Origin of the sequence: Pelagibacterium lacus, from assembly GCF_003345525.1 — a bacterium.
Lineage (GTDB): Bacteria > Pseudomonadota > Alphaproteobacteria > Rhizobiales > Devosiaceae > Pelagibacterium > Pelagibacterium lacus.
The window spans coordinates 110,582-123,514 of the sequence record NZ_QQNH01000006.1 but is presented as its reverse complement, the minus strand read 5'-3'; the positions used below and the strand labels follow the sequence as shown (position 1 = coordinate 123,514).

The 12,933-nt window shown below is 67.2% G+C and carries 17 protein-coding genes and 1 tRNA gene; 6 read left to right on the top strand and 12 right to left on the bottom strand.

Features of this window, described 5'->3' with window-relative positions; genetic code table 11:
• Positions 1-17 precede the first annotated feature (17 nt).
• From rpsO to DVH29_RS06525, 10 genes are all read right to left on the bottom strand, one after another.
• Entirely contained in the window at positions 18-395 is a 378-nt protein-coding gene (rpsO, locus tag DVH29_RS06570) for a 30S ribosomal protein S15 (protein WP_245944904.1), read from the bottom strand.
• Between the two features lie 66 nt (positions 396-461).
• On the bottom strand, positions 462-806 hold the full coding sequence (locus DVH29_RS06565) for a helix-turn-helix transcriptional regulator (protein WP_114645368.1): 345 nt from the start codon (positions 804-806) through the stop codon (positions 462-464).
• The gene (locus tag DVH29_RS06560; RefSeq protein ID WP_114645367.1) at positions 796-1,047 is read right to left on the bottom strand and encodes a type II toxin-antitoxin system RelE family toxin; all 252 of its coding nucleotides are present in this window, start codon (positions 1,045-1,047) and stop codon (positions 796-798) included. Before DVH29_RS06560 ends, DVH29_RS06565 begins: the two co-directional genes overlap by 11 nt.
• A gap of 42 nt (positions 1,048-1,089) precedes the next feature.
• Complete coding sequence (locus DVH29_RS06555; protein WP_114645366.1) at positions 1,090-2,826, bottom strand: sensor histidine kinase; 1,737 nt, start codon at positions 2,824-2,826, stop codon at positions 1,090-1,092.
• Positions 2,827-2,918: 92 nt separating this feature from the next.
• Complete coding sequence (truB, locus tag DVH29_RS06550; RefSeq protein ID WP_245944901.1) at positions 2,919-3,836, bottom strand: tRNA pseudouridine(55) synthase TruB; 918 nt, start codon at positions 3,834-3,836, stop codon at positions 2,919-2,921.
• Positions 3,837-3,849: 13 nt separating this feature from the next.
• A complete protein-coding gene (rbfA, locus tag DVH29_RS06545; protein ID WP_245944900.1) occupies positions 3,850-4,218 on the bottom strand; it encodes a 30S ribosome-binding factor RbfA in 369 nt (122 codons plus the stop codon).
• A 70-nt stretch (positions 4,219-4,288) separates the two neighbouring features.
• A complete protein-coding gene (locus tag DVH29_RS06540; RefSeq protein WP_199562539.1) occupies positions 4,289-5,161 on the bottom strand; it encodes an SDR family oxidoreductase in 873 nt (290 codons plus the stop codon).
• On the bottom strand, positions 5,149-6,264 hold the full coding sequence (queG, locus tag DVH29_RS06535) for a tRNA epoxyqueuosine(34) reductase QueG (RefSeq protein ID WP_114645362.1): 1,116 nt from the start codon (positions 6,262-6,264) through the stop codon (positions 5,149-5,151). The genes DVH29_RS06540 and queG overlap by 13 nt, the downstream gene beginning before the upstream one ends.
• A complete protein-coding gene (locus tag DVH29_RS06530) occupies positions 6,261-6,941 on the bottom strand; it encodes a glutathione S-transferase family protein (protein ID WP_114645361.1) in 681 nt (226 codons plus the stop codon). Before DVH29_RS06530 ends, queG begins: the two co-directional genes overlap by 4 nt.
• 179 nt (positions 6,942-7,120) lie before the next feature.
• A complete protein-coding gene (locus DVH29_RS06525; RefSeq protein WP_114645360.1) occupies positions 7,121-8,101 on the bottom strand; it encodes a complex I NDUFA9 subunit family protein in 981 nt (326 codons plus the stop codon).
• Positions 8,102-8,241: 140 nt separating this feature from the next.
• Between DVH29_RS06525 and DVH29_RS06520 the strand changes: the two genes are divergently transcribed.
• Entirely contained in the window at positions 8,242-8,601 is a 360-nt protein-coding gene (locus DVH29_RS06520) for a GFA family protein (RefSeq protein WP_114645359.1), read from the top strand.
• Positions 8,602-8,700: 99 nt separating this feature from the next.
• Positions 8,701-8,787 (top strand) — tRNA-Leu (locus DVH29_RS06515).
• Positions 8,788-8,872: 85 nt separating this feature from the next.
• Here the strand turns inward: DVH29_RS06515 and DVH29_RS06510 are convergent.
• Both DVH29_RS06510 and DVH29_RS06505 read right to left on the bottom strand, forming a co-directional pair.
• Positions 8,873-9,478, bottom strand: a complete 606-nt coding sequence (locus tag DVH29_RS06510) for a hypothetical protein (RefSeq protein WP_147276021.1) — start codon at positions 9,476-9,478, stop codon at positions 8,873-8,875.
• Positions 9,479-9,589: 111 nt separating this feature from the next.
• The gene (locus tag DVH29_RS06505) at positions 9,590-10,114 is read right to left on the bottom strand and encodes a hypothetical protein (RefSeq protein ID WP_114645357.1); all 525 of its coding nucleotides are present in this window, start codon (positions 10,112-10,114) and stop codon (positions 9,590-9,592) included.
• A gap of 184 nt (positions 10,115-10,298) precedes the next feature.
• On the opposite strand from DVH29_RS06505, the gene DVH29_RS06500 reads away from it, so the two are divergent.
• From DVH29_RS06500 to lptB, 4 genes are read left to right on the top strand one after another with little or no spacing between them, the layout of a single operon-like run.
• On the top strand, positions 10,299-10,916 hold the full coding sequence (locus DVH29_RS06500) for a ribonuclease D (RefSeq protein WP_114645356.1): 618 nt from the start codon (positions 10,299-10,301) through the stop codon (positions 10,914-10,916).
• A gap of 14 nt (positions 10,917-10,930) precedes the next feature.
• Positions 10,931-11,605 carry a hypothetical protein gene (locus DVH29_RS16180; RefSeq protein ID WP_147276020.1) on the top strand — a complete coding sequence of 225 codons (675 nt, stop codon included), beginning with the start codon at positions 10,931-10,933 and terminating at the stop codon, positions 11,603-11,605.
• The gene (locus DVH29_RS06495; protein ID WP_158541584.1) at positions 11,592-12,110 is read left to right on the top strand and encodes an LptA/OstA family protein; all 519 of its coding nucleotides are present in this window, start codon (positions 11,592-11,594) and stop codon (positions 12,108-12,110) included. Before DVH29_RS16180 ends, DVH29_RS06495 begins: the two co-directional genes overlap by 14 nt.
• A complete protein-coding gene (gene lptB, locus DVH29_RS06490) occupies positions 12,110-12,850 on the top strand; it encodes an LPS export ABC transporter ATP-binding protein (protein WP_114645354.1) in 741 nt (246 codons plus the stop codon). Before DVH29_RS06495 ends, lptB begins: the two co-directional genes overlap by 1 nt.
• Positions 12,851-12,933 lie beyond the last annotated feature (83 nt).

Sequence of the window (12,933 nt, the reverse complement as noted above, 5' to 3'; positions counted from 1 at the left end):
CGCACCATGCTCAGAACCTAGCGGCGGATGCCGAGCCGTTCGATGAGGCTCTGGTACCGCGCTTCGTTGCCGCGCTTGACATAGTCGAGAAGCGAGCGGCGGGTGGAGACGAGCTTCAGCAGGCCGCGGCGGGAGTGATTGTCCTTGCCGTGGATCTTGAAATGCTCGGTCAGGTTGGTGATGCGTTCGGTGAGGATGGCGACCTGGACTTCCGGGGAGCCGGTATCGCCGTCCTTGGTTGCATATTCCTTGATCAGCGCAGCCTTGCGCTCGGGCGTAATCGACATCGGAATTTCCTTTCGATGATAAGGAGTAAGGTGACGCCATGACCGGGATGTCGTCCAGGAATGGCCGGTTCTGCCGCCGGGCCGGGGGCCCGACAATGGCGCTCCTATAGGATATCGGCGCGCAAATGAGAAGTTTTTTCTCTGCCGGGCCGGCGATGGGCCGCCGGGCACCGGTCAGGCAAGGTCGTCCATGGCGACGCCCAGGGCCTGGGCCAGCTTGCGGATCGTCGCGATCGAACCCGATTTCCGCCCGCTCTCGATGTCGGCGATCTGGACGCGGTTCACCCCCGAGCGCTCGGCGAGGGCGGCCTGGGTGAGCCCGCGAAGCTCGCGGAAAACCCGCGCCGGGCTCTCGCCCGCAAGGATACGGTCGGCGAAGGCGGCCGGGACGGGTTCATCCTCGCCGCGCGCCATGCGCCCGATGGCGCGGTCGAAAGCGGCGATGTCGTCCATTTCCTCCGCAATCTCGACCAGGCGCTCATACTCGGCGCGGGAAATGGTGATCGTGTCATTGGTCATAAACACTTCCTCTCGGTCCGACCTCGAGCACGGCAAGCACGGCGCCGTCCTCCATGATCACCCGCCAGTCGCCCACCCGCAGCCGAATGGCATCACGGCCCCTGAGGGCGCGTATATTGTTGGCCTGACTCTCCGGGTCACGGGCATAGGCCTCGATCTTGTCCCGAATGCGCCGTGACGTATTCACCGGCATCCGGCGCAGCGACCTCAGGGCGTCACGCGTATAGGTGATGGGCTTCATGCTGCAATGTGGTCCCGGTCTCCCTTGTCGTCAAGGGCTACATCACAGCTCCGGCCGGAGCTCTTCGGGGGTGGGGGAGTCGCGGTCGGGGTCGATCTGGTCCAGGGGGATGGAGAACACCCATTCGATGCCGTCGGCGTGCACCTTGCGCTCCACATCGGCCTTGAGGGCGCCGGCCACCATGGTCTCCAGCACCACCGTGCCAAACCCCTTGCGCTCGGAGGGCGGGGTGAAGTCGGGGACGTATTCGCGCCACACCAGGTGCAGGCGCCCGCCCCCGGCCCGGTTCCAGTTGACGGTCAGCTTGCCGCCATCGCGCGAAAAGGCGCCGTATTTGGAGGCATTGGTGGCCAGTTCGTGCGCCGCCATGCCCATCACCTGGGCGGCCTGCACGTTGAGATAGACATTGACCCCGGTCTTGACCACCCGGGCCGGGTCCTCGGGGCGGAAGGGATCGATCTGGGTGCGGAACAGGTCGCGCAGGCCGATCCCCTGCGTACCATGGGCCAGCAGCAGGTCGGTGGAGCGGGCGAGGCCATAGAGCCGGTTCTGGAAATTCTCGACGAATTTCTCGACATTGTCGGCCCCCCGCGCCGTCTGCTTGGCCATGGCCGAGATGACGGTGAGCTGGTTCTTGGAGCGGTGCGCCACCTCGCGCATCAGGAAGCGGGCCTCGGTTTCCGCCGCCCTGCGCTTGGCCGCCGCGTCGGACATGGCCTGGGAGACCTCGGCGAGCTCGTGCACCGGATAGGCCACCGGCACGATGTCGATGCCCGCCCCCATGGCCTGGGCCTGCCGCGCCAGCCCGCGCACCGAGCGGGCGATCTGCCGGGCGATGAGCGCGGCGGCGGCCGACGCCAGCCCCACAATGGCCAGCGCCCCCAGCAACAGCCAGGAGAGCGTGGTGCGCAGCGCGCCATAGACCACCGATTCGGGCGCCCACACCACCACATACCAGCCGGTGAGGATCGAATGCTGGGTGATGGTCTTGTAATCCTCATTGCCGATCTGCTGGTCGCGCCAGCGCGTCGGGGTGCCCGGCCCCTCATGCAAGGGAATGAACAGCGGCTCGCCCACCCGCGCCGAATCCTGGGAGGCGGCGAGGACGTTATTGTCGGAATCGACCAGCGCCACATGCCAGCCGGCCGGCAGTTCGCGCGTCAGGAGCGCATTGGACAGCGACGCGGCGCTCTGGGTGAGGATGGCCAGTTGCGGCGGCTCGATGCCGGGCCGCTGGCGCACCACATTGAAAACGTAATCCTCGGCCGTGCGCCCGAAAAACACGTCGGAGACCACGGCGTCTGGGGTTTGCAGCGCCCTTCCGGCCGCTTCGGTTTCCGACAGCGGCCCCAGCGGCGCGCCGAAAGGCACGCGGGTGTTGAGAAGCTGGTTGAAATCGGCGTCGGCGATGATGAGGAACGATCCGGTGCCCGACAGCGCGGTCTGGGCGTGTTCGTGAAAGGCGGCGAGCGCGCCGTCATCGAGGGCCTCGATGCTCATCAGCACCCTCTGGGTGGTGATCATGCCCGAAATCTCGCGCTCCACCGACTGCACCACCGAGCGCGTGGTCGCCACGGTGAAGGTCTCGACGGTTTCTTCCTGCACCACATTGTGCCGGGCGAGCAGCACCGCGGTAAAGGCGGTGGCCGGCAGCACGACCACGGCGATCAGAAAGGCCAGGTAGAAGATGATGGGAATCGAGCGGGCCGGGTGATCGATGGGCTTCCCGGCGACGGGATCGGCGGAGGCGGCTCCGGTTTGCGGGGCTGTCTTTGACATCGGGATGTGGCCAATCCTCGTGGACCCTCAAACCTTTAGCCTTTCGTGCCCGAACGGTAAAGAGAAAGCGGCCGCGAGACGCTCCTCCCGTTCTATCCGGACGGAAGGATCACCCGGCGCGGCTTGAACTGGCCGTTCTCGACCATGCCCAGCGCCACCGCCTCGCCCTTGAGGCTGGCCCAGGCCGCGTCGAGCTGGACCGGCGCGTCGCGCCCGGTGAGCAGCACCGGATTGCCCAGCCTCAGGGTCACCGCCTGGCGGGCGTCGATCACGATCTCGGGCAGTTCGGCCAGCCCCGCCGCCACTGGCAGCAGCAGCGCGTCGCGCGCCGGCCCTTCCACCGCCTCGACCGCGTCGAGGCTGATGGCGTCAGCATCGGTGAACCCGCCCACCCGGGCGCGGTGCAGCGCTCCCACATGGCCCCTGGTGCCCAGCGCCTCGGCGATGTCGCGGGCCAGCGCCCGCACATAGGTGCCCTTCGAGCAGGTGGCCGACAGCCGGGTCCGCGCCTCGGTGTGGGTGACGATCTCGAGGGCGTCGATCTCCACCTGGCGCGGCGGCATGTCGAGCTTTTCGCCGGCCCGCGCCAGGTCATAGGCGCGCTCGCCGCCGATCCTGATGGCCGAAAAGGCCGGCGGGATCTGGGTGATCACCCCTCGGAAGCGGGGGAGGACCGCCGCGATGGCGGCGTGGTCGGGGCGGATGTCGGAGGTGGCGATGACCTCGCCCTCGGTGTCGTCGGTCGCCGTGGCGGCACCCCAGACGATGTCGAAATGATAGACCTTGGTGCCGTCCTGCACGGCGGGCACGGTCTTGGTCGCTTCCCCGAAGGCGATGGGCAGCACCCCGGTGGCCAGCGGATCGAGCGTGCCCGCATGCCCGGCCTTTTTGGCGCCGAACAGCCAGCGCAGCTTGCCCACCGCCTCGGTGGAGCTCATGTCATAGGGCTTGTTGAACACAAGCCAGCCGGACAGATCGCGCCTGGCGCGTTTCCTGGGAGCGTCGCTCAAACCGAAATATTCCCTATTCGTCTTCGTCCTCGCGCGGCCCCAGGTCGCGCTGCACGCGATCGGACCGCAGAATGGCATCGATCCGGCCGAATTCGTCGAAGGTGTCGTCGACGAAGAAGCGGAACTGCGGCGCGTATTTGAGGCCCAGCGCCGGGGTGACCCGGCCGCGGATGAACTTGGCATGGGCGTTGAGCGCCGCGGCCACCTCCTCCGCATCACCACCCCCGAGCGGCATGACATAGACATTGGCGAGCTTGAGATCGGGCGTCATGCGCACTTCGGGCACGGTGATGGTGACCGTTTCGAGCAGCGGATCGATGATCTCGCCGCGTGCGAGCAATGCCGAAATCTCGTGACGCACGCGTTCGCCGACGCGAAGCATGCGCTGGGAGGGTGCCGATGTTGTTGCCTTCTTGACCATCGCAGCGAGATAGGGGGTGGAAAGGGTTTCGTCAATCGTGGCGTTGCGTCAGGAGCGCCGCATGGCCCTCGCGATAGGTGGGGTAGAGGAGACGATAGCCCAGGGCGGCTTTGATTCTGGCATTGGAGACGCGGCGGTTGCCGGCATAAAAGCTGCGGGCCATGGGGGAGAGGTCAGCCTCCGCAAAGGCGATCTCGGGCGGCGGCGCCATTCCCATGAGAGCGGCGGCGTGGGCGATGACCTCCTGGGGCGGGGCGGGCGCGTCATCGGCGATGTTGAACACCCAGTCGAGCCGCGCCCGCGCCGCATGGGCGGTGATGGCCCCGATATCGTCCACATGGATGCGGTTGAACACCTGGCCGGGCTTGTTGACGCGCCGCGCTGTGCCGGCGGCGAGTTTGTCGAACGGCGAGCGCCCCGGCCCATAAATGCCCGCCAGCCGCAGGATGGCAAGGGGAACGGATTTTTGCGCCGCCAGATCGCGCCACGCCGCTTCGGCATCGAGCCGGTAGCGGTTGCGGGCCGAAAGCGGCTCGGTGGGCGCGGTCTCGTCGATCCAGGCGCCCCCGGCGTCGCCATAGACCCCGATGGTGGAGAAATAGCCGATCCAGGCCAGATGCGGCGCGGCGAGAATGTCGGCGGCGTGGTGGGCGAGCACCCGGTCCCCCGCCGCATCGGGAGCGATAGAGATCAGCACATGGGTGGCGGCGCGCAGATCGGCGGCCAATGTGACGCCCGGCGCGGTCCCTTCGAAGAGATGGGCCGCGATCCCCGATGCCTGCAGCGCCGCCGCCGTCTCGGGGGTGCGGGTGGTGGCGGCGACCCGGGCGTCGGGGCCGAGTGCCCTGATGGCGGCGCGGGCCGAATAGCCGGCGCCGAAGACGAAAAGCGTCAATGGGTCCATTCGGCCAGCACCTCCGGATCGGTTTCGTCATTGCCGGCCCGCAGCGCGGCGGCCTCTCGCGGCCCGGCCAGTTGCCGCGCGGCCCAGACCGCCATGCCGCGCACCAGGGGGCTGTCATGGCGCAGCAGCCGCGCGATGGCCGGCAGATGGTCGCGATCGCCCGAATTGCCCGCCGCGACGAGGCAATTGCGCAGGAAGCGGGCCGAGCCGAGGCGCTTGACCGGCGTCTGGGCGAACATGCCGCGAAACGCTGTATCGTCGAGCGCCAGCATGTCTGTGAGCCGCGCATCGCGCAGCGCCGGACGCGCCGCGAGCTTGTCGTCCCGGCTGCGGCGGGCGAATTTGTTCCACGGGCAGACGGCGAGGCAATCGTCGCAGCCAAAGACGCGATTGCCCATGGGCTTGCGGAAGCGCAGCGGGATCTGGCCCTTGTGCTCGACCGAATAATAGGCGAGGCATTTGCGCGCATCGAGCCGGAAGGGGGCCGGGAAGGCATCGGTGGGGCAGATGTCGAGGCAGCGCGTGCAACTGCCGCATTTCTCCGTCTCGGGCGCGTCGGGGGGCAATTCCGCGGTGGTGAAGATGGCCCCCAGGAACAGCCACGACCCCGCCTGGCGCGACAGCAGCACCGAATGCTTGCCCTGCCAGCCCAGCCCGGCCGCCTCGGCCAGGGGCTTTTCCATCACCGGCGCGGTATCGACGAACACCTTGACCTCGGCGCCGCTCCGGCGGGCCAGCAGTCCGGCCAGTTCCTTGAGGCGCCCCTTGATCACCTCGTGATAGTCGCGCCCCTGCGCATAGACCGAGATATTGGCCAGCCCCGGATCGGCGAGGCGGGCGAGGGGATCGGTCTCGGGCGCATAGCTGGTGCCCAGCATCAGAATCGAGCGCGCTTCGGGCCAGAGGGCGTTGGGGCGCTGGCGGCGGTCGCGCGTGGTTTCCATCCATTCCATGCCGGCGTGCCAGCCCGCATCGAGCGCGAAACCGAGCCGGGCGGCGAGGTCGGGCCGCGCATCGGCCCGGGCGATCCCGAGGCTGTCAAAGCCGAGCTGGGTGGCGCGGGCCCGCAATTCGGCCACCAGCCTGTCGCCCTCTGGCGTCAAAAATCGAGATCCGCATAGGTGGAGGAGGCCGGCATGCCGACGATGCGGTCGGCGAGCAGCGGCCGGAAGGCGGGACGCGACTTGATGCGCGCATACCAGTCCTTCATCTCCCCGGCCTTCTCCCAGGCGATGTCGCCCATATAGTCGAGCACCGAGATATGGGCGGCGAGGCCGAAATCGGCCAGGGTGAGCGTATCGCCGGCCAGCCAGCGCCGCGTGGCCAAGAGCCAGGAGAAATAGGCCAGGTGCTCGGCGAGATTGGCCTTGGCGATGCGGATCACCGACGGTTCGGGGGCGCCCGAGCGCAGGTCGCGCTTGATGAGCTTTTCCTCCAGCAGATAGGAGGTGACCTCGGGCCCGAGCTTCAAAAGCACCCATTCGAGCAGGCGCCACACTTCGTTGCGTTCGGTGCCGTTTTCGGGCAGCAGCGCCTCGATATGGCCTTCGGGGCCGAAATTGGCCTCGATATGGGCGATGGCGGCAAGCACTCCCACCACCGGGCCGAAGGGCTCGTCGAGCATCACCGGCACGGTGGCGGCGGGATTGATCTCGAGAAAATCGGGATCGCGGCGCCACGGCGCCACGTCGACGAGGGAGACCTCGATGCCGTATTCGGCAAACATGAGCCGGATCAGCCGGCTGGCGGGATCGAGCTTGTGGTGCAGAAGCTGGGGCATGAACCAATCGCAATGAAAACGGCGCGCCCGGCGATGTGGGGCGCCCAGGGCCTCGAAAAGGGGATTAGGCCGCCCAAACTGGCGGGCAATCAAGGTCTTTTTGTGCCTCGGGCGCCAAACTTGCCCGCCATTTGCACCAAGCGGTCAACACGATGTTAACCGATCGGGCCCGGCGCGGCTCAGCCATCGGCCAGCGGATTGACGTGGCGGTCGAACTCGCCATGCTTGCGGAACCGCCACAGATAGGTGGGCAGTATGGCGTCGACCGTGGTCGGGGTCACCCCGAAGGCGGCGAGGGTGCGCTTCTGACGCAGCGCCTCGGGGGAGACCACATTGTCGAGCCCGAGCTGGACCACCTGGTCGGGGGTGAGCAGCGGCTGGGGCAGCAGGGCCATCAGCGCCGCGAGCGGCTTTGCGAGCCCGAAGGGCACGGCGAGGCGCGGCCGGCGGCGATGGGTCTGCTCGAGCACCCGGTCGATGATCTCCTCCATGGTGAGGATTTCCGGCCCGCCCAGCTCATAGATCTTGCCGCCCTCCACCGCGCCCTCGGCGGCCTGGGCGATGGCTTCGGCGACGTCGCCGACATAGACCGGCTGGAAGCGCGTCTTGCCGCCGATCACCGGCATCACCGGCAACATGCGGGCCAGCGTGCCAAATAGGTTGAAGAACCCGTCATCCCTGCCGAAAACGATGGAGGGGCGCAGGATCACCGCATCGGGAAATGCCTTGCGCACTTCCGCCTCTCCCAGCCCCTTGGCGCGGGCATAGGCCGAAGGCGATCTGGGATCGGCCCCCAGCGCCGAGACATGCACCAGCCGGGCCGCTCCGGCCGCCCGGGCGGCTTCCGCCACGGTTTTCGCCCCCTGCGCCTGGATGGACCGGAAGCGCTGCCGGCCGCGCTCGACCTGGATGCCGACGAGATTGACGACCACATCGGCCCCGCGCACCGCCGCGGCGACCGAATCGGAATAGCGCAGATTGGCCTGCACCGGCTGGATCTGGCCGGGAAAGCCGAACATGCGCACATGCCCGGCGAGGTCGGGGCGGCGCACCGCGACCCGCACCGCAAACCCGCGCCGCGCCAGCTCCTGGGTGACCTGCGTGCCGATAAAGCCCGAACCGCCGAAAATGGTAGCCAGCTTGCTGGGTTTGACCGTCATGGGAAAGCCTGTCCGTCGCCAAAGTTCTCGATGAGGATGGCCCGTTCTAGAGCGGTTGCGGCCAAATTGGAAGCGCTTGACGACGCCGCGCTTTTCGTTCTATCTTTGTTCTTATTGCAGCAAGAACCGGGAGGCCGGAAATGGCCCAAGCACGGACCTATGCGGGCAGTTGCCAATGCGGCGCGGTGCGGTTTACCGCGCGCACGGCGCTGGAGGCCCCCTTCATGTGCAATTGCTCGCGCTGCCGGCGCCTCAACGCGGTGATGGCTTCGGTGCCCGATGCCGATTTCACCCTCGAGAGCGGCGCGGAGGCGCTGGCCACCTATCGCTTCAACAGCCACCGGATCGCGCATCAGTTCTGCACCACATGCGGCATCCAGCCCTTCGCCTCGGGCACCGACGCCAAGGGCAATGGCCTGCATGTGATCAACGTCAACTGTCTCGAGGACCCCCATTACGACGCCGACGCCATCACCCGCTTCAACGGCGCCGATTTCTGAGCCCCGCGGCGGGCTTGCCGGCGCGTGAGAAAATGATCGGCTTGCTGCATGCGAGTGCATTGACAAAGCCCGGCCCGCAGCTTATTGCGTGCCTCCGTTGCCCAGATGGCGGAATTGGTAGACGCGCTAGCTTCAGGTGCTAGTTCCCGAAAGGGAGTGGAAGTTCGAGTCTTCTTCTGGGCACCATCATCTCCCTAAGCTCTTGCGATGACTTGGGAATCGGTGAAGTCACCCGCCTGGTGACCACCGCTGGTCCCGGTTGGCGGCATCGCTATTGGGTTGAGATGCGCGCCCGCGTGAAGGCCGGAATATACCGGCAGGCCTCCGCCCACAAACCATCATCGAGGCTGTTGAAAAGCGCTTTGCCGCGTATGCCGGTCACTTCTTCATTGGCATCCGCAAAGGCCCGCAGCGCCGCGAACGCGACCGGCAGGACCGGGCTTGCCCCCTCCAGATGGCCCCATATGGCGCGGACATCGGCGCGCATGTCCGGCGATATCCCCACGCCAACCGTCACCATCCACACCTCGAGAGCCCGTGCTGAGGTCCTGACGTGGCTCAAGATGAAATCGGGAAGCGGCATATCCATTCGTGCCAGCGACTTCCGGGTGCTCTCCATTTGCCGGAGATTGGTATTGCGCAATTGTTCCAGTACGCCATATACGCTCGCCGCTGTTTGGCGGTCGAAGCTGAAGGGCCGATCCAGCATCTCCATTGGGGCCACGTCGGGCCCGAACAAATCCCGCCTGAAGATGTGCGCCATCGCCAGTATCTTGGAGCGCTCAAGCGGTTGCTCGGTTTCAAGGTGCGATTTCAGGTCCTTGACGCAGATCGCCACACGGGCACTCTCGCTGCTACTGTCCAACGCGATGGGCACCAAAGCTCCCCCTCCCCAAATCACTGAGCTGAACGCACCCGAGTGCAATTCATCTCCATGAAAAAGTGCGGGGCAGGCTAAAGGCCGAAGGCAGTGCGTTCACCCCCCTGTTCAGGGGGGCAGCGCCTGAGTGGGGGTGGTGTTGCAGTCGAAGGCAGAGCGGGTCGTGATCGGAGGCGCGGTCCTGCCCCGGCGGGCCCGGCGCAGGACCGGCCAGGTCACACGGCGGCGGTCGAGCGCGGCCAGCGCCTCGGCTTCGGCCACCCCGTCCAGCGTGCGGCCGGGGCCGGCATGGGCAAAGAAGTGCGCGAAGTCGGAATGGCCCAGACCTCCGGCCACCGCGCCGCCATGCACCCCCGCCCTGCCGCGCATCGTGATCGCCCATTGGCGGCAATCCTCGGCGAAATCGAGCGGGTCGTCATGTTGCACGAGGACCAGCCGGCGGATGGTGATGGCGTTCTCCGCCGGGTCGTAATCGACGGCAAGCTGCAGATGGGTCTGCAGCCGGTCGATGCCGAAATCCATCATCGAGGGGCTGTCGTCGAGAAACCGCTGCGCGGTGGCGTCGGGCTGGGCGGCCGCAACACCGGGGAGCAGCGAAAGCCCTATGGCCAGCAGGCCGGTTGCGCGGCGCATGGTGTCTCCTTTGGCGAGGGGACGGAGGACGCCCCGCCCGGCGAGCGGCAGACTGCCGCCTGGGGCCGGGAGCGTCAACGTTGCATTTGCAGCCCGGGGCGGGGTGTGGCATCAAGCGCGACAAACCCGGTCCGGCGCGGGCCGACGCGGATCCAGCCGCCCGAATCTTGAGACAGGACCACAGATGAGCGTTCGACTGCACAAGGGCGACCTGCCCGATCTCTCCCGCTATACCGGCCGCCAGGTGGCCATCGATACCGAAACCATGGGGCTCAATCCCGGCCGCGACCGGCTGTGCGTGGTCCAGCTCTCCCCCGGCGACGGCACCGCCGACGTGGTCCAGATCCTGCCCGGCCAGACCGAAGCGCCCAATATCGCCGCGCTCCTGGCCGATGAGACCAAGACCAAGCTGTTCCACTTCGCCCGTTTCGACATGGCGGCGCTCTATGCCGCCTTCGGGGTGATGCCCGCCCCGGTCTATTGCACCAAGATTGCCTCGAAGCTGGTGCGCACCTATACCGACCGCCACGGGCTCAAGGACCTTTCGCGCGAACTGCTCAATGTGGATATGAGCAAGCAGCAGCAATCCTCGGACTGGGGCGCCGAAACGCTCAGCCAGGCCCAGCTCGACTACGCCGCCTCCGACGTTCTCTACCTCCACGACCTGCGCCGCCATCTCGACCGCATGCTGTCGCGCGAGGACCGGGCGCGCTTTGCCGCGTCGTGCTTCGATTTCCTGCCCACACGGGCCCGTCTCGACCTGGCCGGCTGGCCCGAGACCGACATCTTCGCCCATAGCTGAGGCCCCTCGCGCCGATGACCCCGCCCAGCGCCAGCGTCAGGCTCGACAGCTATAACCGCTTCGCCCGGCACAACCGGCGCATCGCCACCCTGCGCTGGCTGGTGCCGGTGCTGGGGCTGGCCATCCTGGCGCTGCCGGCCCTCCAATTGGCGGCGACGGCGGTGCGCGACGTCATCCCCATTGAGGGGATACGGCTCGAAAACGACACGCTGGTGGTCGACGGCCCGGCCTTCGAGGGACGCACCGAGGCGGGCACGGTCTATTCCATGGTCTCCGAACGGGCCGAGACGCGGGTCGGCGATCTCGACACCATCGACCTTTACGGGCTGCGCATCGATCTCTCCGGCGAGGACGGCTATGTGGCCGACGCCGAATTTTCCACCGCCACCTGGTCGATGAGCACCGAATACCTCACCTCCAACGAGGACGTGGTGGTGTCCGATTCCACCGGGGCGCGTGGCATCCTGGCCGGGGTCGAGGTCGACTGGGCCAATCAGCGCATCCTCAGCGACGGGCCGGTGCGCTTCACCTTCGAGGGCGGCGCGCAACTGATCGCCGATACGATGGTTCATGACATTGGCGCCGCGCTCTGGCAGTTTGGGGGCGTTTCGCTCGACATGGTGCCGCAGCCCGACAGCGGCGCCCAACGCGATCCCTTTGCCGTGGAGGCCCCCGATGCGCCCAACTAGCCTCGCCTTCGTTCTCGCCCTCGGGCTGGTTGCTGGCCCGGTCCTGGCCCAGACCACCGTCACCGACCCGGCCGGATTTGGCGGACTGGCCGAAACCGCCGGCGACGCGGTCAACGTCACCGCCGACGACCTCGAAATCAACGAGGAGGCGAGCACGGCGACTTTTACCGGCGATGTTGTGGTGACCCAGGGCGCCATGCGCCTGACCGCTCCGGTGCTGCTGGCCGCCTATGGCGAGGGCGGGCCCTCGGACCTCGAAAACTTCTCCACGTCGGGCGGACGGGTGACCATGAGCACCGACGAGCAGACCGTGGAGGCCGATTCGGTGTTTTACGATTTTACCCTGCGGGTGCTGACCTTTTCCGGCAATGTGCTGGTCACCAATCCCACCGGCACGGTCAATGCCGAGCGGCTGGTGATCGACACACGGGCCGGGACGTCCTCGTTCACCGGTTCGCAGGGCAGCGGGGGGCGCGTCACCTCCACCTTCACCCCGGGGAACTGATGGCCCAGATCGACCAGACCGGATGGCTCGTGGCCCATGGGCTGGCCAAGAGCTTCAAGCGCCGCGCCGTGGTGCGCGACGTCTCGCTCGCCGTGCGCCGCGGCGAGGCGGTGGGGCTTCTGGGCCCCAATGGGGCCGGAAAGACCACGGTCTTCACCATGATCATGGGCCTGGTGCGCCCCGATGGCGGCGAGGTGCTGCTCGACGGGCTGCCCATCACCCATCTGCCCCTCTATCAGCGCGGAAGGCTGGGCATCGGCTACCTGCCCCAGGAGGCCTCGATCTTTCGCGGGCTCTCGGTCAAGGACAATGTGCTGGCCGTGCTCGAGGGCCATATCAGGGACCGCGCCGAGCGCCACCGGCGCCTCGACCAGTTGCTGGAGGAATTCTCCGTCTCCCATCTGCGCGACGCCGACGCGCTGGCCCTTTCGGGCGGCGAGCGGCGCCGGGTCGAGATCGCCCGCGCGCTGGCCGCCGACCCCAAATTCATGCTGCTCGACGAGCCCTTCGCGGGCGTCGACCCCATCGCGGTGGCCGATATCCAGGGCCTCGTGCGGCAGCTGACCCGGCGCGGCATCGGGGTGCTGATCACCGACCATCAGGTGCGCGAGACCTTCGGGCTGGTCGATCGCGCCTATCTCATCCATGGCGGCAAGGTGATGATCCAGGGGCGGCCCGAGACCATCATGGCCGATCCCGAGGCGCGCCGTGTCTATCTGGGCGAAAGTTTCTCGCTGTAGGCAAGCGGCGATTGGCATGGAAATTGTATAGCCGCCTTGTTCCTTGCGCCAAAACTGGCTAGGATTCGCCCCGAAACCGGGTG